This is a genomic window from Micromonospora sp. B9E7 (assembly GCF_039871815.1).
Taxonomy (GTDB): domain Bacteria; phylum Actinomycetota; class Actinomycetes; order Mycobacteriales; family Micromonosporaceae; genus Micromonospora.
In genome coordinates this window covers 428,548-454,205 of sequence record NZ_JBDPLX010000002.1, presented here as the reverse complement: position 1 = coordinate 454,205, position 25,658 = coordinate 428,548, and the positions used below count along the sequence as shown (strand labels likewise).

Genomic DNA, 25,658 nt, shown 5'->3' with positions numbered 1-25,658 from the left:
CCTGCACGGTCGATCATGAGGTTGACGGTGGTTATGAAGATCCATCCACCCGTCAACCTCATGATCAACGCGAGTTGGTGGGGGTCAGATCAGGGCGCGGTCCCGGCCTACCGGGAAGCGGTCCAGGACACCGGTGTTGGCCAGGGCCTTGGTCAGCAGCCAGCCACCGGCACCGGCGATCACGGTGGCGCTGACGATGGTGATCAGCGCGTACGGGATGCGGTAGTCGGTCAGCTCGTAGTCGACGTTCCAGATGAAGAAGTCGAACAGCGCGGCGCTGAGACCGGTCAGCGCGCCGGCCACCACCGCGGTCGGCAGCCGGAACGACCGGTACCGGAAGGCGGCGAAGGCCAGTTCGGCACCGATGCCCTGCACGATGCCCTGCGGGATCACCGTGCCGGCCCACTGGCTGCCCAGCAGCGCGGAGAGGACCGCGGCGACCGTCTCGCAGTAGAGCGCGGCACCGGGCTTACGGATGACCAGACCGCCGATCACGGCCGGCATCAGCCAGACGCCGTAGAGCAGCGCCTGCGCCGGCGGGAAGAAGGCGAACGCGCCCTCGGTGGCGCTCCAGAGCAGGCCCCATGCCCAGAAGATGACGCCGAAGGCGACCGCGATCACCGAGGCGACCACGATGTCGATCGTGCGCCAACGGTGTGTGTCGGTGGTGGATTTCATGTGTGGCTCCCAGTTCAGTAAATCGAACCAGGAGAAGACGCACGCCGCGTCCGGTGGCACCGGACTGCGGCGCGGCTGGAGGTCGACCGAACTCCCTGCGCTGGCATTACCCAGATCAGGTTCGAGGGTCTGCGGGCGTGCCCGCACTCTCAGCGCTGTGCGCTCCCCTGTCGGATGTGAAGTTGTCTCGCTGACGCTAACACCGACCTGGGTCGCCGGCCCAGCAGGGCACTCCTCTGACCTGCGGCGGGCGGCCGGCCCGTCGCCGGCTGAGTACGCTTCCGATCATGCGGGTCGACGCGCGAGGCTTCACGTTCGAGGTAACCACGGGTGGTCCGCCGGACGGCGTACCCGTTCTGCTGCTACACGGATTTCCGCAGCACAGCGGTGAGTGGGACGACGTCGTGCCGGCGCTGCACGCGGCCGGGTTGCGCACGTACGCGCTGGACCAGCGGGGTTACTCACCGGGCGCGCGGCCCGCGGCGGTGGCCGACTACCGGATTCCCGAGCTGGTCGCCGATGTGGTGGCGGTGCTCGACGCGCTCGGTCTGGACGCCGTCCACCTGGTCGGTCACGACTGGGGCGCGGTCGTGGCCTGGGCGGTCGCCGCCCGGCACGCCGAGCGGGTCCGCACACTGACGGCGGTGTCCGTCCCACATCCGGCGGCCATGGCGCACGCCCTGACCAACGACAGTCAGCAGAAGGCCCGGTCGTCGTACATCGCGTTGTTCCGTAAGCCGGACAAGGCGGAGAAGGTGCTGCTGGCCTGGCACGCCACCGCGCTGCGCAAGCTGCTCGGCGGGGTCGGCGACAGGACCCGGGTGGACCGCTACGCCGACCCGATGCGCGAGCCGGGGGCGCTCACCGCAGCGCTGAACTGGTACCGGGCGATGTCCCGCGCTGACCTGGCCGCCGTCGGCCCGGTGGCGGTGCCCACCACGTACGTGTGGAGCGACCGGGACGTCGCCATCGGCCGGACCGCCGCCGAGGCGTGCGCGGCGAACGTCACCGGGGACTTCCGCTTCGTGCAGTTGGCCGGTGTCAGTCACTGGATCCCGGACGCGGCGCCAGGTCCGCTCGCCGAGGCGATCCTGGCCCGAGCCGGCGGAACGGCCTGAGTGGCGGTGGACGGCAGCGGACCGGGCAGCCGGCGCCCGATCGCCGCGCCCGGGTCGGCCGCCGAAGAGGTGCCGGCCGGGCGCACCCTGGTCGACATGCTCGGCGGGGCGCGCGGTTGACTGGTTGGCCCGCAACCGGACGACGGAGGACGCATGACGGTGAGTGCCGAGGACTACCTGACCGTGGTGACCGAGACGATCGGCCGGGTGGCCGCCAGTCAGCGGGAGGCGGTGGGCCGGGCCGCAGACCTGATCGCCGAGGCCGTACGCGCCGACGGTGTGGTGCACGCGTTCGGCACGGGGCACTCGGAGGCCCTGGCCATGGAGATCGCGGGTCGGGCGGGTGGTCTGGTGCCGACCAACCGGATCGCGCTGCGCGACCTGGTGCTGCTCGGCGGCGAACCAGCCGATCGGCTCGGTCCGATGCTGGAACGGGACCCGGGTGTGGCGCACCGCCTCTACGAGTTGGCCCCGGTGCGGCCCACCGACGTCTTCGTGCTCGCCTCGAACTCCGGGGTCAACGGCGCGATGGTGGAGTTCGCCACCCTGGTCAAGGAACGCGGCCACGGACTGGTGGCGATCACCTCGGCGCAGCACTCCGGTCGGATGAGCTCCCGCCACCCGTCCGGGCGCAAGCTGGGTGACCTCGCCGACGTGGTGCTCGACAACGGCGCGCCGTACGGTGACGCGACGCTGCCCCTGCCCGGTGGCGGCGCGGTCGGCGCGGTCTCCTCGATCACCGCGGCGCTGCTGGCCCAGCAGATCACCGTGGAGGTGGTGGCGCGGTTGCTGGCGGCAGGGGAGCGACCGCCGGTCTACCTGTCGGCGAACATCCCGGACGGCGACGCGCACAACACGGAGTTGGAGGCCCGGTACGCGGGCCGGATCCGACGCGGGTCCTGAGGCCGCCACCGGTACCTCGGTCGCCCGGCACCGGCACGGCGGGCGGCCGACTTGCGTCCCCGACGTGAACGGCAGATGTCGTGAACCTGTTTCGCGCTCGGCCGGGTGGGGCATTGGCGTTGCTGCCGGCGGCCGGGACCGCCGGCAGTAGCGTCTGACCGGAGGTAGCGCGTGTCCAAGGAGACCGAGAAGCAGCGTTGGCAGCGCAACTTCGCCGACCTGCTCCAGGAGTTGCGGGTCGCCCAGACCGGCGTGCAGATCCTCTTCGCCTTCCTGCTCACCCTGCCGTTCAGTAACGGCTTCACCCGGACCAGCGAGTTCCAGCGAGACGTCTACATCGTCGCGCTGCTCGCGGCGGCCGCCGCCACCGCACTGATCATCTCGCCGGTGGCGTTCCACCGGGCGCTGTTCCGGCAGGGACGCAAGCCGGAGCTGGTGCGGTTCGCGCACCGGATGGCCACCGGTGGCCTCGCCTTCATGCTGATAGCCATGGTCAGCGCGGTGCTGCTGATCACCGACTTCGTGCTGGACCGGCCGATCGCCTTCGCGCTCAGTGCCCTGGCCGGAATCTGGTTCCTCGTGTTCTGGGTGATCCTGCCGTTCGTCCGGCGCAACTGGGGTGAGGACGACGTCGACGACGAGGACGACGACCCGGACAGTCTCGGCGCCGGCTGATCGCGAGGATCTGCACGCAGCGCTACCCCCGGGTAACAACCGGGGGTAGCGTGACGGTAGTCGCGCACGTCGACGCAGCCGCACCGAGGTTCGAGGGGGCAGCCGTGACCACGACGCAGAACGGCCGACCGGCACCGGACGGCCCTGATCCCGAGACCACCGTCGGTGCCGCCGCGCCGCTGCCGGCAGAGGCCGGGCAGGTCTCCGAGAAGGAGGCCCGGCAGGTCGCCGAGGCCGCCCGCGAGTCCACCTGGGACCGACCCAGCTTCGGCAAGGAGTTGTTCCTCGGTCGGTTCCGGCTCGACCTGATCGACCCCTGGCCCCGGTCCGACCCGGGGGACGTCGCGCGCGCCGAGGAGTTCCTTGGTCGGTTCCGCGCCTTCCTGACCTCCGAGGTGGACGGCGCGGCCATCGAACGAGACGGCTCCATTCCGGACTCGGTGTTCCACGGCCTGGCCGACCTCGGCGCGTTCGGCATGAAGATCGACCAGAAGTACGGCGGGCTCGGCCTGAGCAACCTGCACTACTGCCGGGCGCTGATGCTTGCCGGTTCGGTCAGCCCCGCCATCGGCGCGCTGCTCTCGGCGCACCAGTCGATCGGTGTGCCGCAGCCGCTGAAGATGTTCGGCACCGCCGAGCAGAAGCAACGCTTCCTGCCCCGCCTCGCGGCTGGTGAGGTGTCCGCGTTCCTGCTCACCGAGCCGGACGTCGGCTCCGACCCGGCCCGGCTGGCCACCACCGCCGAGCCGACCGAGGACGGCACCGGCTACCGGCTCAACGGGGTGAAGCTCTGGGCCACCAACGGCATCGTGGCCACGCTGCTGGTGGTGATGGCCCGGGTGCCGGCCACCGAGGGGCGTCGGGGCGGGATCACCGCGTTCGTGGTGGAGGGTGACAGCGAGGGCATCACCGTCGAGCGGCGCAACGAGTTCATCGGCCTGCGCGGCCTGGAGAACAGCCTCACCCGGTTCCACGACGTGTTCGTACCCGCCGAGAACGTCATCGGCGGCGAGGGCAAGGGGCTGAAGATCGCCCTGACCACGCTGAACACCGGCCGGCTCTCCCTGCCGGCGATGTGCGTGGGCGCCGGAAAGTGGGCGCTGAACGTGGCCCGGGGTTGGGCCGCCGACCGGGTCCAGTGGGGTCGGCCGGTGGGCGAGCACGAGGCCGTCGCGCAGAAGCTCTCCTTCATCGCCGCCACCACGTACGCCATGGAGACCATGCTCGACCTCTGCTGCCTGCTCGCCGACGACGACCGTAACGACATCCGGATCGAGGCGGCGCTGGTCAAGCTGTACGCCAGCGAGATGGCCTGGAAGATCGCCGACGAGCTGATCCAGATCCGGGGCGGGCGCGGCTACGAGACAGCCGACTCGCTGGCCGCCCGGGGCGAACGCCCGGCCGCCGTCGAGCAGATGCTGCGCGACCTGCGGATCAACCGGATCTTCGAGGGCTCCACCGAGATCATGCACCTGCTGATCGCCCGGGAGGCGGTCGACGCCCACCTGTCGGTGGCCGGCGACATCATCGACCCGGACGCGGGGTTGGGCCGCAAGGCCAGAGCCGGCGCCCGCGCCGGGGCCTTCTACGCGAAGTGGCTGCCCACGCTCGCCGTGGGCCGGGGGCAGAGCCCTTCGGCGTACGCCGAGTTCGGGCCGCTCGCCGCGCACCTGCGGCAGGTGGAGCGGTCGTCCCGCAAGCTGGCCCGGTCGACGTTCTACGCGATGTCGCGCTGGCAGGGAAAGATGGAGCGCAAGCAGGCGTTCCTCGGCCGTGTGGTGGACATCGGCGCGGAGTTGTTCGCGATGTCCGCCGTCTGTGTCCGGGCCTCCGCCGAACGGGACACCCGACCGGAGAACGTCGAGCTGGCCGACCTGTTCTGCCGGCAGGCGCGGGTGCGGGTGGACGCTCTGTTCGCCGCACTGTGGGACAACACCGACTCGGTCGACACCGCCGCCGCCAAGCGGATCCTCGCCGGCCGTTACGCGGGCCTGGAGGAGGGTGTGATCACCCCGTCCGACGAGCTGCCCTGGGTGGCCCGCTGGACGCCCGGCCCGTCCACCGCCGAGGACGTCCGCCGCCGCATCCCACCGAAGCCGTGACCCACCCGATCAGCGGGAGACAGCCCAGGCCAGCACGCCAGCCAGGATCAGGCCGTTGAGCCCGGCCAGGGCCAGGTACGCCGCAGGCGGGATCTTCTTGCCCCGCCGCAGGAAGGAAACCAGGACGGCGGCGTAGCCGAGCAGCAGGACGGCGATGACGACGAGGAAGTAGAACACCCGAAGACCTTAGCGGCCCCGGCCGCGCGGACCCGAGTTGGCGCAGCGCTTGCGCACAACAGACCCAGAGTGCTTGCCCTTGATCAGGTGATGAAAAGTAGGTCAGAAGCGGCGTGGAGACCTACTTTTCATCACCTGATCACGGCAGGGGACGGCGGGGGCCGATGCACACGGGGTCTCAGCGGCCTCGGCCGCGCAGGCCCAGCTGGCGCAACTCCAACGCGGCCAGGGCGTCGACTGTGTCGTCGTCGCCGCGCCGCCACGCCTCGGCGACGTCGGGCGCGATCCGGGTCAACCGGCCCAACGGCTGGGTGGCCAGCGCGCGCAGGGCGAGCAGGTCCCGGCCGGCCGGCCCGGCGGCCAGCTTCGCCGCTGACCCGGCCCGCCGCATCCAGCGGACCCGCAGCGGCAGCCAACCGAACAGCACGATGCCGAGCGGGAAGATCAGCACTGCGATGGTGAGGGCGAGCGCGAGTTGGTCGACCAGGTGCTGCTGGTCACGGCCGGCGTCGGCGAGCCCTCGGGCGGCGTCGGCCGCCTGCCGGAAGGGCGCGGTCAGCTCGTCACCGACCAGCGGGACCCGACGGACCTTGCTGCCGGCGTCGGCGAGGTTGTCGGCGAGGCCACTGCCGGCGCCCTCCAGCTTCTGCCCCGGTACGGCGAGCTTCTGCACCAGGTCGTGCAGCCACAGCGCGCCCCGGATCGCCGCGTACACCCAGGCGACGACGAGCAGGTCGGTGAGCAACTGACGGGCGGCGGTCGGAAACCGATCGGCATAGATTTTCACGCCGGACAGCGTGCCACGAACGCCCAGGTTCTTACAGGTGTGGAATCGGCGCGGGAGGCCGACCGGCCGTCGCCGCACAAGATCGCGTTCGTCGAGGTAGTAGTGGCGTCGCCGTGATCCGGAGGCCGCTGCCCACAGCGCGACGCCCGCGTTTGGTCAGCGGACGCAGGTCGGGCAGGTGCCGAAGATCTCCAGGGTGTGGCTGACGTCGGCGTAGCCGTGCTGCGCGGCGACCCGGTCGGCCCAGCTCTCCACCGCCGGGCCGGCCACCTCGACGGTGCGCCCGCAGGCCCGACAGACGAGGTGGTGGTGGTGGCCCTCGCTGCACCGGCGGTAGAGGTGCTCGCCACCCGGTGGACGCATCACGTCGATCTCGCCGGCGTCGGCGAGCCCCTGCAGGGTGCGGTAGACGGTGGTCAGGCCGACCCGCTCACCGCGCTGGCGCAGCATGGCGTGGAGGTCCTGGGCGCTGTGGAAGCCCTCCATCTCACCCAGCAGCGCGCTCACCGCCGAGCGCTGCCGGGTGTTGCGCACCGCGGCGTTGCTCTCGCTCATGATCCCTCCCCGGCGTGGCTGACCGCGTCCGCCACGATGTGCGCCACATGCTCGTCGACCAGGCTGTAGGCGATCTCCCGCCCACGCCGGGAACCGCGGACCACTCCCGCGCCGCGCAGCACCCGCAGGTGCTGGGAGACCAACGGCTGCGCGGCGCCGAGCTTCTCCACCAGCTCGTGCACGCACCGCTCACCGTCGGCCAGCTCGCTGACGATGGCCAGCCGGATCGGCGCGGACAGGGCGCGGAGCAACTCGCTGGCCCCGTCGAACCCCTCGTAACCCGTGGCGCTGGTCATCTTGCAACGGTAACCAATACCACCGACGTCCTGCTGATCAGGATCAACTCAGCACGACCTCGTGCGGTTCCGGCGTTGGTGCGGCGGTCGGTGTCGCCCGGCGGCGCAGCGTCCGCCAGACACCGCCGGCCACGGCCACCACCAGGAAGGACGCGATCGCCACCAGCACCACAGAGGCACCCGGAGCGGTGTCCGCCGTAGCCGCCACCCAGACACCGGAGCCGGCGGCGAAGAGCCCGAGCGCCATGGCGGCGGCCATCGTGCTGCGGAACCCCCGGGTGACCTGCTGGGCGGTGGCGACCGGCACCACCATCAGCGCGCTGATCAGGAGCACGCCGACGGCCCGCATCGCGATGGTCACGGTGACCGCGGTGGAGACCGCGATCAGCAGGTTCAGCGTGCGCACCGGGAGGCCGGAGACCCGGGCGTACTCCTCGTCGTGGCTGACCGCGAAGAGCGCCGGCCGCAGCGCGATCATGGTGACCAGGATCGCCGCGCCGAGCACCGCGATGGTGAGAAGGTCGGCGGGCGAGATGGTGGTCAGCGACCCGAACAGGTAGGCGTTGAGGTTCGCGCTTGTCGCGTCCGAGAGGCCGACCAGCAGGACCCCGCCCGCGATGCCGCCGTAGAAGAGCAGGGCCAGAGCCAGGTCACCTGAGGTACGCCCACGGGCGCGGACCACCTCGATGGCGACCGCGCCGATGGTGGCGGCGATCACCGCGACCAGCACCGGTGAGCGGTTGAGCAGCAGGCCGGCCCCGACGCCGGTCAACGCCACGTGCCCGACACCGTCACCGATCAACGCCAGCCGGCGCTGCACCAGGTAGATGCCGAGCGCCGGCGCTGCCAGGCCGATCACCAGAGCGCCGATCAGGGCGCGCTGCATGTAGGGGTACTGGAAGAGTTCCATGGGTCAGTTGCTCCACAGCCCGGCGGGCTCGTCGTAACAGTGCGGGTGCACGTGGTCGTGGTCGGGCGCCGCGTGGTGCCCGGCCGGGTCCGGCACCGCGCCGTCGTGCGCGATGCGACCCTCGTGGACGACGACCGCCCGGCTGATCACCGGCCGCAGCGGGCCCAGCTCGTGCGCGACCAGCAGCACCGTCCCGCCGTCACCCACGAAGTCGCGCAGCGCGCCGGCGAACGCCTCCTGGCTGGCCGCGTCCACCCCGGCGGTGGGCTCGTCGAGGACCAGCAGCTCCGGTTCGCCGGCCAGGGCGCGGGCGATCAGGGTGCGCTGCTGTTGGCCGCCGGAGAGCGTGGCGACCGGGTCACCGGCCCGGTCGGCGAGCCCGACCGCGAGCAGCGCGGCGTCGACCGCGGCGCGGTCGGCTCGACCCGGCGGACGGAGCACCCCCCGGCGGGCCAGCCGGCCGGAGGCCACCACCTCGCGCACGGTGGCCGGTACGCCGCCGCCGGCGCCCAGGCGCTGCGGGACGTACCCGATGCGGGCCCACTGCCGGAAGCGGCGCAACGGCCGGTCGAAGAGGGTGACCGAGCCGGCGCTGAGCGGCACCAGCCCGAGCACGGCGCGGATCAGGGTGGACTTGCCGGAGCCGTTGGCGCCGAGCACCGCGACGACCTCGCCGGCGGTCACGGTGAACGAGATGTCCCGGAGCACGGGGCGGCCGTCGTAGCCGACCACCCCGTGCTCGACGGTGATGACAGGTGCGGTCACGAGCAGCTCAAGGCCGTCTGCAGGGTCTGCAGGTTGGTACGCATCACCGAAAGGTAGTCCCCGTTGCTGCCGGCGGCGAGCCCTTCGATCGGGTCCAGCACGGCGGTCTTCGCTCCGACCTGACCGGCGATGGTCTCGGCGACCTTCGGGCTGACCAGGGTCTCGAAGAAGATCGTGGTGGCCTGGTGCTCCTTCGCCTCCTCGATCACGTGCGCGAGCCGCTGCGGCGAGGGCTCGACGTCCGGGCTCAGCCCGGTGATACCGACCTGGTCGAGCTGGTACCTGTCGGCGAGGTAACCGAACGCGGCGTGACTCGTCACGATCTCCCGCCGCTGGCAGGTCGCCAGACCGGTCTTGAACTCGTCGTCCAGGGCCGTCAGGTCGGCGCGCAGCGTCGCGGCGCGGGCCGTGTAGTCGGCGGCGTGGTCCGGGTCGGCCTTGCCGAGCCGCTGGGCGAGCTGGTCACCGATGCCGGCCAGCCGGGTCGGGTCGAGCCAGACGTGCGGGTCCTTGCCGCCGCTCTCCTCGGCGTGCCCCTCCTCGCCCTCGTGGTCGTGCCCGCCGGCCGACGCGTCCAACAGCGGCTGCACGCTGGTCACGTCGAACGCCCGGTCGCCACCGTTCTGCGCGACGGCGTCGTCCACCGCCGGCTGGAAACCCTTGAGGTAGACGATCAGTTCCGCCTCGGTGACCTGGCCGACCTGGCTCGGGCTGAGCTCCAGGTCGTGCGGCTCGGCGCCGGGCTTCGCCAGGTTGGTCACCCGGACCGCGTCGCCGCCGATCCTCTCGGCGAGGAACTGGAGGGGGTAGAACGCGGCCACCACGTCGACTCGTTGGGGGTCGGCGCCGGCGGCGTCGCCGGTGGAGCAGCCGGCCCCTGCGCCCAGGGTGAGCAGGGCGGTCACGGCGGCCAGGACACGGTACGTGGCGCGGTTGGTCATGTCGTCAACTGTCCGTGGCAACGATAATGATTGTCAAAAACGCATGAGTGCATGTCAGAGGAGCTTCGCGAGGCCCACCGTCACGAGCAGGGTCAGCATCACCAGCCGGATCAGGCGGGTCTGCGGCGCCTGAACCGCCCAGGTCGTCGCCAACAGGGCGATCAGGACCGCGGCGAGCGCCAGCGTCAGCAGCCCGCCGATCACTCCGGGCGTGAAGAACGCCACCAGCACCACCACCAGGGTGAGCAGGAACACCGACGTCGGGTTCGCCCCGGCCAACCGGGCCAGCAGAGGGCGCTGCGTACGCTGCATCCCACAGACTCTACGAGGAGGGACCCCCGTTGCTGGTGACCAACCGGTTCGTGGTCGACGTCGATGTCGCCGACGACTTCACCGAACGGGCGCACGCCGCCCTCACCGCCCTGGCCGCCCGTCCCGGCTACCTGCGCGGTCAACTGGTCCGGGCGCTCGACGACCCCCGGTACTGGTCGCTGGTCACCGAATGGGAGTCGGTCGGCACGTACCGGCGGGCGCTGGGCGCCTTCGAAGTCAAGGTCAGCGCCGTGCCGCTGCTCGCCGAGTCGGTCGACGAGCCCTCCGCGTACGAGGCGCTGGCCGTCGCGGCACCTGGGGGAGCGGTGGTCGTCGCCCAGAGTGATCGGGCTGCGGGTCCTTACCGCTGAGCCGGCGGACACTACGCTGCTCCTATGACCGCACCCGCCCCGCCACCCGGACCCGGGGTGGCTCCGCCGTTCGCCGCGCCGCCCACCGAGGGTCGCCGTACCCGGCTCTGGCTCGGCCTCGGTGTCGGCGCGCTCGCCCTGGTGCTCTGCTGTGGCGGGGGCGGCACCGCCGTCGTCGGCCTGGCCGTCAGCGGCGTGCAGGCGATCCGGGAGCAGGCCCGCACCGTGACCGGCGACTACTACCAGGCGCTTGTCGAGCGGGACTACGGGCGGGCGTACGACCAGCTCTGCGACGACGCGCAGCGGCGTGAGTCCCGGCCCGAGTTCGAGCGTCGCGCCGCCGCCGAACCACAGGTCGCGGCGTTCCGGGTGGGTGAGGTGGACACCACCAGCCTGACCGTGCCGGTCGACGTGACGCTCGCCGGCGGCGACCGGGAGCAGCAGCAGGTCAGCCTCGGTCAGGACGGGCAGACCGGCGGCGTGGAGGTCTGCGGGGTCAGCTGACCCGCCCCCGGTATTCTGCTGGGCTCAGGGCCTCGGTGGTCGTACCGTGGTCCCGAACTGACCGTTCCATCCACATCTCGCCCCCGCCGACCGCCAGCCGGCGTAGGAGGAAACATGCCAGCAGACCGTATCGACGCCGTCGTCAGCCTCGCCAAGCGCCGAGGCTTCGTCTTCCCCTCCAGCGAGATCTACGGGGGCACCCGATCGGCGTGGGACTACGGCCCGCTCGGCGTGGAGCTCAAGGAGAACGTCCGCCGGCAGTGGTGGAAGACCATGGTCCAGCAGCGCGACGACGTGGTCGGCCTCGACTCCGCCGTCATCCTGGCCCGCAAGGTGTGGGAGGCGTCCGGCCACATCGCCGAGTTCGTCGACCCGCTCACCGAGTGCCAGTTCTGCCACAAGCGCTTCCGGGCGGACCACCTGGAGGAGGCGTACGCCGAGAAGCACGGCAAGCCGCTGACCTCACTCGCCGAGCTGAACTGCCCCAACTGCGGCAACAAGGGCACCTTCACCGAGCCGAAGATGTTCAACGGCCTGATGAAGACCTACCTCGGCCCGGTGGAGAGCGACGAGGGTCTGCACTACCTGCGCCCGGAGACCGCGCAGGGCATCTTCGTCAACTACAAGAACGTCGAGACGGTCGCCCGCAAGAAGCCGCCGTTCGGCATCGCGCAGACCGGCAAGTCGTTCCGCAACGAGATCACCCCGGGCAACTTCATCTTCCGGACCCGCGAGTTCGAGCAGATGGAGATGGAGTTCTTCGTCGAGCCGGGCACCGACGAGCAGTGGCACGAGTACTGGCTCCAGGAGCGCTGGAACTGGTATCTCGACCTCGGTCTGTCGGCGGACAACCTGCGCCTCCACGAGCACCCCAAGGAGAAGCTCTCGCACTACTCGAAGCGGACGGTGGACATCGAGTACCGCTTCCAGTTCGGTGGCAGCGAGTTCGCCGAGCTCGAGGGTGTCGCCAACCGCACCGACTTCGACCTCTCCACGCACAGCAAGCACTCGGGCGTCGACCTGTCGTACTTCGACCAGACCAAGAGTGAGCGCTGGATGCCGTACGTCATCGAGCCGGCCGCAGGTTTGACCCGCGCCGTGCTGGCCTTCCTGCTGGAGGCGTACGACGAGGACGAGGCGCCGAACACCAAGGGCGGCGTGGACAAGCGCACCGTGATGCGGTTCGACCCGCGGCTCGCCCCGGTCAAGGTGGCAGTGCTGCCGCTGTCCCGCAACGAGGCGCTGTCGCCGAAGGCCAAGGACCTCGCGGCGCTGCTGCGCAAGCGCTGGGTGGTGGAGTTCGACGACTCGCAGGCGATCGGCCGCCGCTACCGTCGGCAGGACGAGATCGGCACCCCGTTCTGCGTGACTGTCGACTTCGACACCCTCGACGACAACGCGGTGACGGTGCGCAACCGGGACACGATGGCCCAGGAGCGGGTCTCCCTGGACCAGGTCGAGCGTTACCTGATCGAGCGCCTCCCCGGCTGCTGAGCGGTAAGGAAGGGCCCCTTCTTAACGCCTCCGGTATAGGAGGGGCCCCTTCTTAACACTGCGGCTCCGCGACCGGCGTGCCCGCGTACCCGATCAGGCTCCGGCCGGGTCGGGTACGGCCGGCCGGACGCGGACCCGGAGCGTGAGACCGACGCCCCGCCGGGACTCGTGGGCGTCCTCGACCGTCCGTCGGATGCGCTCCGGATGCTGCCTCAGCTGGGCTGGCGTGACGTGCAGGACCAGGACACCATGCCGGCTCAGCTCGTTGTGCCGCTCCAACGTCCGAGCCCAGTCGCCCGGACTGAAGTGGTACTCCTGTGAGTCGACCTCCAACGCCACCGCCGAGTCGGTCAGGTAGCCGTCCGGCGTCGGCAACGCCGCCCCATCGCTGGTAGCAAGGCGGGGGTTCCACCGGACTTCCGGCAGGATCGCGCTGCCCGCCAGGCATTCGCGCAGCTCCGCCTCGGGTGCCGACCGGGTGCCGGCCAGGACCTCCGCGTACGCGATCCTGATCAGCGCTGTGCGACTGCGCCGCGCCCGGCGGATCTCCTCGTCGAGGGTGCCGAGGTCGGTGAAGCCGCGTTGAATGGACTCGGCGACGATGGCTCGCACCGGACGGAGCTGCCGGAGGTCGCGGGCCGCGTCCACCACCGCACGCGCGGGCGAGCAGACCGGGTAGAGCGCGCTTGACCGGGGCCGGGCGTCCAGCGCCAGGGCCCGTCGGACGAGGGCGTATCCCACCGAGCGGCGCCGCACCTCGTGCGGCACCACCAGGTGTACGTCGGCAGTGCGGGGAATCTGCCGGAAGCCGTACCAGGTGAGCGCGGCCATGCCGGTGAGCTGCGCCTGCGGCCCGGCGTAGAGCGCGGCGGAGATCCGTCGCTGTTCATCGGTCAGGACCCCGGTGACCAGGGCGTACGTCGCTGGTAGGACGCGTTGCCACCGGCCTCGCCGAGCCTGGCGGTAGAGGTACATGTCGTCGTAGCCGGCGGCGAGTAGCTGAGCCCGGGTTGCGATCTGCTGTTGCCGCTCGGTCGTCGTGGCCAGCTCGGGTGGAAGGTCGCGCATCGCCGCAGCATGCCGCCGGGGTCCGATTCTGTCCGGCCTGGCTCGTGCGTGCGGTGGATAACCCGCCGGTTGTGGACAACTCCGTCTGTCGTCGCCGGGTGTGATATGCGTCTTGTTAACGCGGAGCCCTTCCTATGCAGCAGACGTTAAGCAGGGGCCCTTCCTTACACTTGTGCGGTGACTGCCTCGACCATGCCCGTGCTGCGGCCGTTGACTCTCGGGCCGTACCAGGTGTGGCCGCCGGTGGTGCTCGCCCCGATGGCCGGGATCACCAACGTCGGGTTCCGCCGGCTCTGCCGGGAGCAGGGTGGCGGCATCTACGTCTGCGAGATGATCACCACCCGCGCGTTGGTCGAGCGCAACCCGAAGACGCTGCGCATGATCGCGTTCGGTGACGACGAGAAGCCGCGCAGCCTCCAGCTCTACGGCACCGATCCGGAGATCACCGCCGCCGCCGTGCGGATCGTCGTCGAGCGCAACCTCGCCGATCACATCGACCTCAACTTCGGCTGCCCGGTCCCCAAGGTCACCCGGCGCGGCGGCGGTGCGGCGCTGCCGTGGCGGCGTCGGCTCTTCGCCCGACTGGTACAGGCCGCGGTGGATGCCGCGGCACCGGCCGGGGTGCCGGTCACGGTCAAGATGCGCAAGGGCATCGACGACGACCACCTGACGTACGTCGAAGCGGGGCTCGCCGCCCAGGAGGCCGGCGTGGCCGCGGTGGCCCTGCACGGGCGGACGGCCGCGCAGCGTTACTCGGGCACCGCCGACTGGGACGCGATCGCCACCCTGAAGCAGGCCCTCGACGTGCCGGTGCTCGGCAACGGTGACATCTGGGAGGCCGACGACGCGCTGCGGATGGTCGCGCACACCGGCGTGGACGGCGTGGTCGTCGGTCGCGGCTGCCTGGGTCGGCCCTGGCTCTTCGCCGACCTGGAGGCCGCCTTCAACGGCCGGCCGGAACGGCGACTGCCCACCCTCGGCGAGGTGGCGGCGACCATGCGCCGGCACGCCGAGTTGCTGGTGGACCAGTTCGTGGCCGGCGCCCGCAACCCGGCCCGCGGCGAACGCGACGGCTGCACCGACTTCCGCAAGCACGTCGCCTGGTACCTCAAGGGTTTCCCGGTCGGTGGCGAGCTGCGCCGTTCGCTGGCGATGATCGAGAGCCTGGCCCAGCTCGACGACCTGCTCGGCAAGCTCGACCCGACGGAGCCGTTCCCGGTGACCGCCCTGGGCCAGCCGCGCGGGCGCACCAACTCGCCGGGCAAGGTCGCCCTGCCGGACGGCTGGCTGGCCAGCCGGGACGACGACACGGTCCCCGAGGGGGCCGAGATGGACGACTCCGGCGGCTGAGCCCTTGGCAGGGCCGAGCCCTTGGCGGGGCCGAGCGGAGGCGCGTTCGGCTTCCCCCAAAGGCGGGCTCGGCCCAGCGGCTGGGTATGTGGGTTCGGCACGCTATCGAGCTGATGTCGTGAACGAATCACCAGCTCGACTCGGTCGTCGATGCCTTGATTCGTCTACGACATCAGCTCCAAAGGACCAGCGAAACAGTCGGTCGGCCTTGCCTGCTCGGTTGGTGGCTGGGCTGGCCTGGCCAGCTCGGATGACCCCTCGACCTTGCTCGGGCCGGCGAGGGGTGTGGACAGTGACCTGGGTATGCCGAAAGGGCCGGGCCCCGTGTGGGGTCCGGCCCTTCGGTTCGTTCGGTGGGTGGGTCAGCTGGTGGCGTAGCCGCGGGTGGCGATCCAGTCCGCGAGGTGCTCGGTGCTGATCCAGTAGGAGGCGGTGTTCGGGTCGGCGGAGTCGGCGATCTTCACGGTGTCGCCGTTGTCGCGGTAGCCGACGACGCTGATGTAGTGCCCGCCCTCGTAGGAGTGGGTGGCGCCGTCGGTGTCGGTGCTGGTACCGGCGATGTTCGCGACCACGGCCCGGCCGTCGTCGACGGTGCGGACGATGTCGGCGCGCAGGGTGTCGGTCTGCTTGCCGTCGGCGTCGGGGGTGCTGATCTCCACGGACCGGTAGGCGTCGTTCTTACCGGTCTCCTTGTTCAGCACCGGGGTGATGTCGTTGATCGAGTTCGTGCCGGCCTCGGTGGTACCCATCTCCTTGGCCATGTCGTCGACGTTGATGTTCTTGCCCTGCACACTCAGGGCGTTTCGGGTGGCGGCGGGCCCGCAGTAGTAGAAGTTCGGCTGGGCTTCGTAGCGCACACCGAGCTCCCGCTCACCGTGACCCTTGCGGTCGGTCTGGGTCTGCGACGTGGGCTTGGCGTCGGAGGCGGCGTAGGCGGCGGTGACGGGGCCGGCGATGGCGCCGCCGGTGAAGGCGAGCCCGGCGGCGGTCAGGGCGGTCTTACGGATCAGATCGGTACGCATGATGGCGTGCTCCTCTGCATCGGGGGAACCCTGCACGGCACACCAAAGGGGGACGGTGCGCGCGGTGCAAGGGGGAAGTTCGAGGGGGCGGCCCGGCGATCGGGGGGACCTGCTCGGGCGTCCGGGGGATGTAACCGTCGCGGCCGGCGGGGCATTCCACCGGTGGGGGCCGGCCCGAGCGCCGGAGACCGTCGTGGTTACCCCCTGTAAAACGACTTGGCCCGGGCCATCATTCCGTCTCCGGCCGGCCCACCTGCGGGGACAGGGAGCGTGCGCGGCACATCTACGCTGATTGGCGCATCCCGGGACCTCGACGGACTCGGCCGAAACCGGACGTCGGGGCCGAACCACGTGGTTACTGACCCCTTGGCGGTGGTGGGGGATACGTGAAGACGGTATGGCAGCCCCGAGCGGGCAGAGAGCTCACCTGGACCTTGGCCGGTGCGGCAGGTGTTAGCTGGCGCGGTGGGCGCGATGTCGTCGACACGTCGGATGTGGCAGTCGAGCTGACAACCCGGATGATGTCATTCAAACGGCTGCTCGGCCGGAAGGCCAAGCACCTTGGGGGCGTGGCTTCGGACATTCCGTCCGAGGCGGCGATGGTCGAGTCGTCCGGAGATTCGCGGTCACCCGTCGACCAGGAGGTCGAGGCTGTCCTGCGTGAGGCGATGTGGAACGCCCGGCGCGACCTGGGGTACGACAACCTCGTTTCGCCGCCGTTGTGGAGTTCTGCGGTCCATGCCGCCGTACGGAACGCCCTGGGTATTGCTCGAACCCACGGGGTCCGGTACGCCCACGGGATGCACCTGCTGGGTGCGCTCGTCGAGGATCCGGCCTGCCGGGCGAGTGTGGCGTTGGCGAACCTCGGCATCTGCGGAGAAGACATCGTGCGTGCCGTCCCGATGGAGGTGTCGGTGGCGGCGGAGGGGACGCCGGTGACCTTCACCGCGGGCTTCCTTGCCGGCATGGGTGTGCTGAACGGGCAGGGCGGAGCGTTGTCACGGCGACTACGGTCGCGGGTGAGCCGGCTGATACTGCGGTCCGAGATCGGCCTCATCCTGCCGTCGCTGGATCAGGAGGCGATCCGTCAGACGGTGCGGATGGGTGCCGCTCAGGTGGACAGCGTCGGCGTACTGGCAGCTGTTCTTTCGCTCGACGAACAGCTCGCCTACTCCGGTCGCGCTGTCGCGCAACCATGGGCTGCGGCCAACGCTGCCGGCGAGTTCCTCGCAGAAAGAGGGCTCGACGTGTCGGCGATCGTGAGCAGGGCTGCCGTGCTGCCGCAACCCGCCTCGACGGGGGACCGGACGTACCGCTGGCGCAGCCTACGGGCTGATCCGCCGTTCGGTGCGGAGGCAGCAGCCGTGACGAACGAAGCGCTTCGCCTGTGCGGCAACGGTGAGGTCGGCACGAGCCACCTCGTGCTGGCGATGCTCGCCCTCGACGATTGCGCGGCGCAGCGGCTGCTCCGCCGCTTGATCGGCCTTCACGAACTGCGGCGGGATCTCACTGATCGTCTGGTGGAGGACAGCGCTCACGGCGGCGGCAGTCGACCTTGACACCGCGCCGTCGGCGCCCTCGCTACCCCGCGTCGCTCCCGAGCGGCAACTGGGCGTCGCCGGCCGGCTGGCGGGTCGCAGGGACCGGAGTCGTAGGCCTCGCCGGCCAGGGAATCTCGACCGAGCGATGGAAGGCGATCCCGGCGGTCGCCCAACGTGGCCCGTGACCGGCCAGGCGGTCGCGGAAGCCGGCCCAGTCGTGCGTCGCGCGCGGTGACCAGCCCAGTTCGGCGATGGCGGGGAGCCGGGGCAGAAGCAGGAACTCGATGTCCGCCAGCGAGGTGACCGACTCGGTCCAGAGCGGCGCCTCCACGCCGAGCACGGCCTCGGCGGGCACGCCGGTAACGTGCGTGCCCGGGTCCCACTCGTACGCCTTCCGTACGTCGATCAGGCCGGCCCAGTCGTGCCCGATCGGGGTGTCCGGGGCGTACTTCATGTCCAGGTAGGCGTGGTTGCCAGGGGAGACGATCAGTCGGGCGCCCTGGCGTACGGCCTCGACCGTGGTGGGGTCTTCGCCGTTCGTGCCCCACCACTGCAGGACCCGCCCGTCGACGTGGGCGGCCGGCGCGAGCTGGTGCCAGCCGACGACGGTCTTGCCGAGGCCGGCGACGATGCGTTGGACCCGCTCGACGAAACCGGTGTAGACCTCGCCCTTCACCTTGAACGCCTCGTCGCCGCCGATGTGCAGCCAGGGGCCGGGTGTGATCGCGGCCAGTTCGCCCAGAACGTCGGCGATGAAGTCGTACGTCCGGTCGTCGGCCGGGTCGACGTAGCTGAAGCCGACCTCGGTGCCGGTGTACGGCGGCGGCGCGATCTTGTCCGGTGCCAGCTCGGGGTACGCGACCAGCGCCGAGTTGGTGTGCCCGGGGAGGTCGATCTCCGGGACCACGGTGATGTGCCGGGCGGCCGCGTACGAGACGATCCGTGCGTAGTCGGCCTTCGTGTAGAACCCGCCGGGGCCGTCACCGACCTCGGTCGCCCCGCCGACGGTGGTCAGCTTCGGCCAGGAGTCGACGGCGATCCGCCAGCCCTGGTCGTCGGTGAGGTGCAGGTGCAGGTGGTTGAGCTTGTAACGGGCCAGGTGGTCGACCACCCGCAGGACGTCCTCGACGGCGAAGAAGTGCCGGGCGACGTCGAGCATTGCGCCCCGGTAGGGGAACCGCGGCGCGTCGGTGATGGTCCCGCCGGGAACTGCCCACCGTTCGGTGACCGGGGTCGGGCTCTCGATCGCCGCCGGCAACAGTTGGCGCAGCGTCTGTACGCCGTGGAAGAGCCCGGTGGCGGTGACGGCGGTGACGCGTACCCCGTTGGTGGTGACGTCGAGCCGGTAGCCCTCCGCGCCGAGGTCGGCGGCGGTCTCGTCCAGCACCAACGCGATGCCGTCGACCGGTGCCGGCGCGGCGGCGTCGGTGACCGGCAGCGGGTAGCCGGTGGCCGGGCGCAGTAGCCCGGCGAGCTGTTCGGCGACCGCCAGCGCGGCGGGGTCGGGGCTGGCCACGATGACCGCTTCGGCGGGCAGTGTCCAGTCTCCGGTGGGATCCGGCTGGACCCGCTGGGGAGCGGGCACCACGTCGGCCAACCGGTGTGCGGCCGACGGGGCGAGCGCCTCGCCCGCGGCTCGCTCGGCCGCGCGGGCCAGCGTGGCCGCGTCTGGTTCCACCGCCGGCAGCGGCACCGGGTTGGTGGCGGGGGTGGCGGCAGGGCCGGGGGAGGGGGCGGTCGACACGGCGGCGACTCCGGGGGTGTATTCGCGTCGGTTATGGCAAAAGTGAGGTTCGCCGGCTGGCGTGCCATCCAGCGTACGACGCTCGGCGAGGATGCGTGTTGGTGCGCATGGAAGCGTTCCCAGAAAACGGTACGAACACGGATAGTCGTGATGGCTGTGCCAATTGTCACCGAACGGTCCCAGGTCGCTCGATGTTCGCTTAACCTTCGCCCACCGATCGGCGTCGACCCGGGATTACCGGTGGTCCGCCTCGGGGTACAGAAAACTGAACCTTCGTTAAGTGTCAATCCGGCGCGTGTGTTGTGGAGGCTCTGGTGGCAGCGCAAGAGACCGTCGATCACAAGTACGTCTACGACTTCTCCGAAGGCAACAAGGATCTCAAGGACCTGCTCGGCGGCAAGGGCGCCAACCTCGCCGAGATGACCAACCTCGGCCTGCCCGTCCCGCCGGGCTTCACCATCACCACCGAGGCATGCCAGGCATACCTCGCGACGGGACGGGAACCGGACGGGCTCGCCGGGCAGATCGAGGCGCACCTGGAATCGTTGGAGCGCGCGATGGGCAAGCGCCTCGGCGACCCGCAGGACCCGCTGCTGGTGTCCGTCCGCTCCGGCGCCAAGTTCTCCATGCCCGGCATGATGGAGACCGTCCTCAACGTCGGTCTCAACGACCAGAGCGTGGTCGGGCTCTCCGCGCAGGCAGGGCAGAACGACAGGTTCGCCTGGGACTCCTACCGCCGCCTCATCCAGATGTTCGGCAAGACCGTCTGCGAGGTGCCGGGCGAGGAGTTCGAGCACGCGCTCGACGAGGCCAAGAACGCCAAGGGCACCCACAACGACCTGGACCTGGACGCCGACGACCTGCGTGGGCTGGTCGACGCGTACAAGAAGATCTTCTTGAAGCACACCGGTCGGGAGTTCCCGCAGCAGCCGCGCGAACAGCTCGACCTCGCCATCCGGGCGGTCTTCGAGTCGTGGAACGCCGAGCGCGCCGTGCTCTACCGTCGTCAGGAGCGGATCCCGGCCGACCTCGGCACCGCGGTCAACGTGGTGACGATGGTCTTCGGCAACCTCGGCCCGGACTCCGGCACCGGTGTCGCGTTCACCCGTGACCCGGCCAGTGGCGCGCAGGGCATCTACGGCGACTACCTGGCCAACGCCCAGGGCGAGGACGTCGTCGCCGGCATCCGCAACACCGTGCCGTTGCAGGAGCTGGAGCAGCTCGACAAGTCCTCCTACGACGAGCTGCTCGGCATCATGGCGCGGTTGGAGGAGCACTACAAGGATCTCTGCGACATCGAGTTCACCATCGAACGCGGCAAGCTGTGGATGTTGCAGACCCGGGTCGGCAAGCGCACCGCCGCCGCCGCGTTCGTCATCGCCGGCCAGCTCGTCGACGAGGGCCTGATCGACCTGGACGAGGCGCTGCACCGGGTCAACGGCGCGCAACTGGCCCAGCTGATGTTCCCCCGCTTCCAGCTCGACCACGAGTTCGAGGCGGTCGCCAAGGGCATCGGGGCCTCGCCCGGCGCGGCGTCCGGCAAGGTCGTCTTCACCTCCGCGCGGGCCGTCGAGCTGGCCGCCGAGGGCGAGTCGGTGATCCTGGTCCGCCGGGAGACCAACCCGGACGACCTGAACGGCATGATCGCCGCGAAGGGCATCCTCACCTCGCGAGGTGGCAAGACCAGCCACGCCGCCGTGGTGGCCCGGGGCATGGGCAAGACCTGCGTCTCCGGCGCCGACGAGATCGAGGTGAACGTCCCGGCGAAGCGCTTCGTCGTCGCCGGGCAGACCGTCAACGAGGGCGACGTCGTGTCCATCGACGGCACCACCGGCAAGGTCTACCTCGGTGAGGTGCCGGTCATGCCCTCCGAGGTCGTGCAGTACTTCGAGGGCAGCCTCGACCCCGAGCACATCGACAACGCGCTGGTCCGGGCCGTACACCGGATCATGACGCACGCCGACGGGAAGCGGCGGCTGGCGGTCCGCACGAACGCCGACACCGGCGCGGACGCCGCCCGGGCCAGGCGCTTCGGCGCCGAGGGCATCGGGCTGTGTCGCACCGAGCACATGTTCCTCGGCGACCGGCGGGAGCTGGTCGAGCGGCTGATCCTGGCTCGGGCCCCGGGCGAGCGGGAGGCGGCGCTCGCGGCGCTGCTGCCGTTGCAGCAGGCCGACTTCGAGGAGATCTTCCGCGAAATGGACGGCCTGCCGGTCACCGTCCGGCTGATCGACCCGCCGCTGCACGAGTTCCTGCCACCGCTCGAGCAACTCGCGGTGAACGTCGCGGTCGCCCAGGAACGCGGCGAGGACGTGGCCAAGGAGGAGGCGCTGCTCGCCGCCGTCCGGCGGATGCACGAGGAGAACCCGATGCTCGGCCTGCGGGGCGTCCGGCTCGGCCTGGTCATCCCGGGCCTGTTCGCGATGCAGGTGCGGGCCATCGCCGAGGCGGCCGTCGCCTGCGCCCGGGGCGGTGGCGTGGCGAAGCCGGAGATCATGGTGCCGCTGGTCGGGGCCGTGCAGGAGTTGGAGACGGTCCGTGCCGAGGCCGAGAAGATCATCGCCGAGGTGGTCGGGGACAGCGGCGTCGAGGTGCTGATCGGCACCATGATCGAGGTGCCCCGGGCGGCGCTGACCGCCGGCCAGATCGCCGAGGCCGCCGAGTTCTTCTCCTTCGGCACCAACGACCTGACCCAGATGGGCTGGGGCTTCTCCCGCGACGACGTCGAGGGAGCGTTCTTCTGGCGCTACCTGGAGCTGGGCATCTTCGGCATCTCACCGTTCGAGTCGATCGACCGCGACGGCGTCGGTCGACTGGTGCGCATCGCCGCCGAGGAGGGCCGCGCGGCCCGGCCCGGCCTGAAGCTCGGCATCTGCGGTGAGCACGGCGGCGACCCGGACTCGGTGCACTTCTTCCACGAGGTCGGCCTGGACTACGTGTCCTGCTCGCCGTTCCGGGTGCCGGTGGCCCGGCTGGAAGCCGGCCGGGCGGTGGTGGAGACCGGCGGGTCGGACAGCCGCTGAGGCAGTTCGGCGGCGGACCGGACGACCGGTCCGCCGCCGATACTCAGATCGGCGGGCGACGCCAGGTGGGCCGGGACGAGCGGCGCAACTGGGTGGGCAGGGTCGCCATCGGCGTACGCACGGCCAGCGGGCCGTGTGCCTCCGGAACCGCGGTGGTGCCGACACCACCTCCGCCGCGCCGGTCCACCACTGTGCCGGCCCGACGGGCCACGGCGCGGGCCTCCTCGTGCAGCGCCTCCAGATCCTCCCCGGGCGACACGGTGACCAGGGTCAGCAGGGCGGAACGCCCGGCCGGGTAGGTCACCACGCAGCCTGCGCTGGTGCGCACGACCGACTCCCGGAACTCACCACATCGGACCGTGTCGGCCACCCGGTGACCGATCCCGAAGCTGGCCGCGGCGAGAGCGGCGAGATGGGTGGCGTCGGTGCTGGGCAGGTCGCTGGAGATGAGCAGCCCGTCGGTGCCGGCCAGGACGGTGCCGGCGATCTCGGGTCGACGGCGGCGCAGCCCGCGTAGTTCCGTTCCCACCACCGTGTCTGCGTCCACGAGATTCTTCCCCTTACCGGTCGGGATTGGCATGTCGATCGGCTGGTCACGTTCCGCGCCGGGAACGCTACCGGTAGCCACCTCCGCCCGCGAGCCCATAACCGTCGGCGATCGGATGGCAACTCCAGGCCGATCGGCGGTTGTGGCCCCATCGTCGATGCGTCGGGGGCGGGCTGAGGACCTGTGGCGGGCGTAATCTTGGCTCGCTCGCACACGGCCGATTGGGCGCCGCGTCGAACGGGAAGAGGTGACTGCATGACCAGTGTCTGGGAGAGCCTGACTGTCGACGCCCGCGATCCGGCCCGACTGGCCCGTTGGTGGGCCGAGGCGCTCGGCTATCAGGTCGTCACCGAGACTCCGAGCGGCGTGGAGATCCGCCAGTCCCCGGACCAGTTGCCCGCCCTGTTCTTCGGCCCGGTGACCGAGGGCAAGGAGCGCAAGAACCGGCTGCACCTCGACCTGCGCCCCGTCAGTCAGGAGGCCGAGGTCGAGCGGCTGGTCGACATGGGCGCCCGGCACGTCGACATCGACCAGGGCGACGTCGACTGGACGGTGTTGGCCGACCCGGAGGGCAACGAGTTCTGCGTTCTCCGTGAGCGCGAGGAGTGAGCCGGTTTTGCGAGCCCCGCAGTCGCGAACAGCGGCGGCTGCGTGAGAAGTGAGCCGGACGCGCGGCTGGTCGAGGAGTCGCCCAAGGACACCGGGCACCGCCGCTCACCGTACGAGCGCGACCGTGCCCGGGTGCTGCACTCCGCGGCGTTTCGGCGGCTGGCCACGAAGACCCAGGTGCACACCGCAGGCACCGACGACTTCCTGCGTACGCGGCTGACCCACTCGTTGGAGGTGGCCCAGATCGCCCGGGAGATGGGTGCCCGGCTGGGGTGTGACCCGGACGTGGTGGACGTGGCCGGGCTGGCCCACGACCTCGGGCACCCGCCGTTCGGGCACAACGGCGAGGCGGCCCTGGATCTGCTCGCCACGCCGTGCGGCGGCTTCGAGGGCAACGCGCAGACCCTGCGGGTGTTGACCCGTCTGGAGGCGAAGGTGCTCGCCCCGGACGGTTCGTCCGCCGGGCTCAACCTGACCCGGGCGTCGCTCGACGCGATCGGCAAGTACCCCTGGCCGCGCCGCCCCGGCGAGCGCAAGTTCGGGGTGTACGCCGACGACGTGGCGGTCTTCGACTGGATCCGGGCAGGTGCGCCTGGCGACCGGCGTTGCCTGGAGGCGCAGGTGATGGACTGGGCCGACGATGTCGCGTACTCGGTGCACGACGTGGAGGACGGCATCCACGGCGGGTACGTGACGCTGCGCCCGTTGCTCGCGGACGCCGACGAGCGGGCCGCGCTCTGCGCCGACGTGGCCGGCGCGTACTCGGGGGAGTCCGCGGCCGACCTGGCCGAGGTGCTGGTGGAGTTGCTGGCCGACCCGCTGCTCGCCCCGCTGGCCGGGTACGACGGCAGCCATCGCGCGCAGGTCGCGTTGAAGGCGACCACCAGCGGGGTGACCGGTCGGTTCGTGTCCGCCGCGGTGGCTGCGACGGAGGAGCGTTTCGGGCCTGGGCCGCACCGCCGTTACGCCGCCGATCTGGTGGTGCCCCGGCTGGTCCGGGCGCAGTGTGCCCTGCTCAAGGGGATCGCGCTGCGGTACGTGATGCGTCGGTCCGGCTTCCGGGGTCGCTACGAGCGGCAGCGGACCATGCTGGCCGAGTTGGTCGCGGCGCTGGTCCGGCGGGCGCCGGACGGGCTCGATCCGATCTTCGCCGCGCTGTGGCGAGCGGCCCCGGACGACACGGCCCGACTGCGGGTGGTGGTCGACCAGGTCGCCTCGCTCACCGACCCGGCGGCCGTGACCTGGCACACCCGCCTGGTGGGCGGGAGTGCACCGCCGACTCACGACGGGGCAGCTTAGGCTAGCCTAACTGCATGACGGAACGCCCCAGGAACGTCACCTCGGCCCGGGTGCTGCGCACCGAGCGGCCCACCCCGCATCTGATCCGGCTCGTCCTCGGTGGCGACGAGCTGACCGGTCTGCCGGTGGGCGAGTTCACCGACCACTACATCAAGGTGGTGTTCCCGCAGCCCGGTGTCGCGTACCCGCAGCCGTTGGACCTCGCCGCGATCCGCCGGGACCTGCCCCGGGAGCAGTGGCCCCGGCTGCGCGCGTACACGGTGCGGCGTTGGGATCCGCTGGCGGCGGAGCTGACGGTCGACGTGGTGTACCACGGTGACGAGGGGTTGGCCGGTCCCTGGGCTGCCGCGCTGTGCCCCGGTGACGCCGTGCACTTCGTCGGCCCCGGTGGCGCGTACGCCCCGAACCCGGAGGCGGACTGGCATCTGCTGGTCGGCGACGAGAGCGCACTGCCGGCGATCGCCGCCGCGCTGGAGCGGCTGCCACTGGGTGCCCCGGCGCACGTCTTCGTGGAGATCGGCGACCCGGAGGACGAGCAGAAGCTGCTCAGCCCGGGAGCGGTCGAGCTGACCTGGTTGCAGCGTGGCGAACGCCCGGTGGGCGAGGCGCTGGTCGAGGCGGTGCGGGCGCTGGAGTTCCCGGCCGGGCAGGTGCACGCCTTCGTACACGGTGAGGCGGCCTTCGTCCGGCAACTGCGCCGGCTGCTGCGCGGTGAGCGGGGTGTGCCGCTCGACCGGCTCTCCATCTCCGGCTACTGGCGGCGTGGCATGGACGACGAGGGCTGGCGCTCCACCAAGGCCGACTGGAACCGGCAGGTGACCGCCGAGGAGGAGATCACCGTCGGAGGGGCCCGGGCAGCCTGAGGCC

At 71.0% G+C, this 25,658-nt stretch carries 26 protein-coding genes and 1 riboswitch; of the genes, 13 read left to right on the top strand and 13 right to left on the bottom strand.

What is annotated here, in order from left to right:
• Positions 1-84: 84 nt before the first annotated feature.
• A complete protein-coding gene (locus ABGB10_RS04780; protein ID WP_347659612.1) occupies positions 85-678 on the bottom strand; it encodes an ECF transporter S component in 594 nt (197 codons plus the stop codon).
• 74 nt (positions 679-752) lie between these two features.
• Positions 753-857: riboswitch (TPP riboswitch) on the bottom strand.
• Positions 858-965: 108 nt separating this feature from the next.
• On the opposite strand from ABGB10_RS04780, the gene ABGB10_RS04775 reads away from it, so the two are divergent.
• The 4 genes from ABGB10_RS04775 (at position 966) to ABGB10_RS04760 (ending at position 5,476) form a co-directional block, all read left to right on the top strand.
• The gene (locus ABGB10_RS04775; protein WP_347659611.1) at positions 966-1,796 is read left to right on the top strand and encodes an alpha/beta fold hydrolase; all 831 of its coding nucleotides are present in this window, start codon (positions 966-968) and stop codon (positions 1,794-1,796) included.
• Positions 1,797-1,949: 153 nt separating this feature from the next.
• Complete coding sequence (locus ABGB10_RS04770) at positions 1,950-2,699, top strand: SIS domain-containing protein (RefSeq protein WP_347659610.1); 750 nt, start codon at positions 1,950-1,952, stop codon at positions 2,697-2,699.
• Between the two features lie 171 nt (positions 2,700-2,870).
• Complete coding sequence (locus tag ABGB10_RS04765; protein ID WP_347659609.1) at positions 2,871-3,374, top strand: DUF6328 family protein; 504 nt, start codon at positions 2,871-2,873, stop codon at positions 3,372-3,374.
• A 179-nt stretch (positions 3,375-3,553) separates the two neighbouring features.
• Entirely contained in the window at positions 3,554-5,476 is a 1,923-nt protein-coding gene (locus tag ABGB10_RS04760; protein ID WP_347659706.1) for an acyl-CoA dehydrogenase family protein, read from the top strand.
• Positions 5,477-5,485: 9 nt separating this feature from the next.
• On the opposite strand, the gene ABGB10_RS04755 is transcribed toward ABGB10_RS04760, so the two are convergent.
• From ABGB10_RS04755 to ABGB10_RS04720, 8 genes are all read right to left on the bottom strand, one after another.
• Positions 5,486-5,653, bottom strand: a complete 168-nt coding sequence (locus tag ABGB10_RS04755; protein WP_167493739.1) for a hypothetical protein — start codon at positions 5,651-5,653, stop codon at positions 5,486-5,488.
• Between the two features lie 178 nt (positions 5,654-5,831).
• A complete protein-coding gene (locus tag ABGB10_RS04750) occupies positions 5,832-6,440 on the bottom strand; it encodes a hypothetical protein (protein ID WP_347659608.1) in 609 nt (202 codons plus the stop codon).
• A gap of 156 nt (positions 6,441-6,596) precedes the next feature.
• Positions 6,597-6,995: a Fur family transcriptional regulator gene (locus ABGB10_RS04745; protein ID WP_347659607.1), complete on the bottom strand. Its 399-nt coding sequence runs from the start codon at positions 6,993-6,995 to the stop codon at positions 6,597-6,599.
• Positions 6,992-7,291: a metalloregulator ArsR/SmtB family transcription factor gene (locus tag ABGB10_RS04740; protein WP_282257156.1), complete on the bottom strand. Its 300-nt coding sequence runs from the start codon at positions 7,289-7,291 to the stop codon at positions 6,992-6,994. The genes ABGB10_RS04745 and ABGB10_RS04740 overlap by 4 nt, the downstream gene beginning before the upstream one ends.
• A gap of 43 nt (positions 7,292-7,334) precedes the next feature.
• The gene (locus ABGB10_RS04735; protein WP_347659606.1) at positions 7,335-8,201 is read right to left on the bottom strand and encodes a metal ABC transporter permease; all 867 of its coding nucleotides are present in this window, start codon (positions 8,199-8,201) and stop codon (positions 7,335-7,337) included.
• 3 nt (positions 8,202-8,204) lie between these two features.
• The gene (locus ABGB10_RS04730) at positions 8,205-8,966 is read right to left on the bottom strand and encodes a metal ABC transporter ATP-binding protein (protein ID WP_347659605.1); all 762 of its coding nucleotides are present in this window, start codon (positions 8,964-8,966) and stop codon (positions 8,205-8,207) included.
• Positions 8,963-9,907 carry a metal ABC transporter substrate-binding protein gene (locus ABGB10_RS04725; RefSeq protein ID WP_347659604.1) on the bottom strand — a complete coding sequence of 315 codons (945 nt, stop codon included), beginning with the start codon at positions 9,905-9,907 and terminating at the stop codon, positions 8,963-8,965. The genes ABGB10_RS04730 and ABGB10_RS04725 overlap by 4 nt, the downstream gene beginning before the upstream one ends.
• A gap of 54 nt (positions 9,908-9,961) precedes the next feature.
• On the bottom strand, positions 9,962-10,219 hold the full coding sequence (locus tag ABGB10_RS04720; protein ID WP_347659603.1) for a hypothetical protein: 258 nt from the start codon (positions 10,217-10,219) through the stop codon (positions 9,962-9,964).
• Between the two features lie 29 nt (positions 10,220-10,248).
• Between ABGB10_RS04720 and ABGB10_RS04715 the strand changes: the two genes are divergently transcribed.
• From ABGB10_RS04715 to ABGB10_RS04705, 3 genes are all read left to right on the top strand, one after another.
• Positions 10,249-10,590 (top strand): antibiotic biosynthesis monooxygenase, encoded by a 342-nt coding sequence (locus tag ABGB10_RS04715; protein ID WP_347659602.1) that lies wholly within the window; start codon positions 10,249-10,251, stop codon positions 10,588-10,590.
• Between the two features lie 24 nt (positions 10,591-10,614).
• Positions 10,615-11,094, top strand: a complete 480-nt coding sequence (locus ABGB10_RS04710; RefSeq protein ID WP_278141083.1) for a hypothetical protein — start codon at positions 10,615-10,617, stop codon at positions 11,092-11,094.
• Positions 11,095-11,208: 114 nt separating this feature from the next.
• Positions 11,209-12,588, top strand: a complete 1,380-nt coding sequence (locus ABGB10_RS04705; protein ID WP_347659601.1) for a glycine--tRNA ligase — start codon at positions 11,209-11,211, stop codon at positions 12,586-12,588.
• A gap of 93 nt (positions 12,589-12,681) precedes the next feature.
• On the opposite strand, the gene ABGB10_RS04700 is transcribed toward ABGB10_RS04705, so the two are convergent.
• Positions 12,682-13,656 carry a type IV toxin-antitoxin system AbiEi family antitoxin domain-containing protein gene (locus ABGB10_RS04700; protein WP_347659600.1) on the bottom strand — a complete coding sequence of 325 codons (975 nt, stop codon included), beginning with the start codon at positions 13,654-13,656 and terminating at the stop codon, positions 12,682-12,684.
• A 192-nt stretch (positions 13,657-13,848) separates the two neighbouring features.
• On the opposite strand from ABGB10_RS04700, the gene dusB reads away from it, so the two are divergent.
• Positions 13,849-15,006: a tRNA dihydrouridine synthase DusB gene (gene dusB / locus ABGB10_RS04695; protein WP_347659705.1), complete on the top strand. Its 1,158-nt coding sequence runs from the start codon at positions 13,849-13,851 to the stop codon at positions 15,004-15,006.
• A 362-nt stretch (positions 15,007-15,368) separates the two neighbouring features.
• On the opposite strand, the gene ABGB10_RS04690 is transcribed toward dusB, so the two are convergent.
• Positions 15,369-16,028, bottom strand: coding sequence for a C39 family peptidase (locus ABGB10_RS04690; protein ID WP_347659599.1), 660 nt, complete (start codon positions 16,026-16,028; stop codon positions 15,369-15,371).
• A 386-nt stretch (positions 16,029-16,414) separates the two neighbouring features.
• Between ABGB10_RS04690 and ABGB10_RS04685 the strand changes: the two genes are divergently transcribed.
• Positions 16,415-17,587 (top strand): Clp protease N-terminal domain-containing protein, encoded by a 1,173-nt coding sequence (locus ABGB10_RS04685; RefSeq protein WP_347659598.1) that lies wholly within the window; start codon positions 16,415-16,417, stop codon positions 17,585-17,587.
• Positions 17,588-17,609: 22 nt separating this feature from the next.
• Here ABGB10_RS04685 and ABGB10_RS04680 read toward each other — a convergent pair whose 3' ends face one another.
• Positions 17,610-19,313, bottom strand: coding sequence for a beta-N-acetylhexosaminidase (locus ABGB10_RS04680; protein ID WP_347659597.1), 1,704 nt, complete (start codon positions 19,311-19,313; stop codon positions 17,610-17,612).
• A gap of 314 nt (positions 19,314-19,627) precedes the next feature.
• Between ABGB10_RS04680 and ppdK the strand changes: the two genes are divergently transcribed.
• Positions 19,628-22,336 carry a pyruvate, phosphate dikinase gene (gene ppdK / locus ABGB10_RS04675; protein ID WP_347659596.1) on the top strand — a complete coding sequence of 903 codons (2,709 nt, stop codon included), beginning with the start codon at positions 19,628-19,630 and terminating at the stop codon, positions 22,334-22,336.
• 43 nt (positions 22,337-22,379) lie between these two features.
• Here the strand turns inward: ppdK and ABGB10_RS04670 are convergent, their stop codons facing one another.
• Positions 22,380-22,883, bottom strand: coding sequence for a roadblock/LC7 domain-containing protein (locus ABGB10_RS04670; protein ID WP_347659595.1), 504 nt, complete (start codon positions 22,881-22,883; stop codon positions 22,380-22,382).
• A 255-nt stretch (positions 22,884-23,138) separates the two neighbouring features.
• On the opposite strand from ABGB10_RS04670, the gene ABGB10_RS04665 reads away from it, so the two are divergent.
• Genes ABGB10_RS04665 through ABGB10_RS04655 form a run of 3 tightly spaced genes read left to right on the top strand, consistent with a single transcriptional unit; the run spans position 23,139 to position 25,654 of the window.
• Positions 23,139-23,492, top strand: a complete 354-nt coding sequence (locus ABGB10_RS04665) for a VOC family protein (RefSeq protein ID WP_347659594.1) — start codon at positions 23,139-23,141, stop codon at positions 23,490-23,492.
• A gap of 42 nt (positions 23,493-23,534) precedes the next feature.
• Positions 23,535-24,791, top strand: a complete 1,257-nt coding sequence (locus ABGB10_RS04660; protein WP_347659593.1) for a deoxyguanosinetriphosphate triphosphohydrolase — start codon at positions 23,535-23,537, stop codon at positions 24,789-24,791.
• Between the two features lie 14 nt (positions 24,792-24,805).
• Complete coding sequence (locus ABGB10_RS04655; RefSeq protein ID WP_347659592.1) at positions 24,806-25,654, top strand: siderophore-interacting protein; 849 nt, start codon at positions 24,806-24,808, stop codon at positions 25,652-25,654.
• Positions 25,655-25,658: the final 4 nt, after the last annotated feature.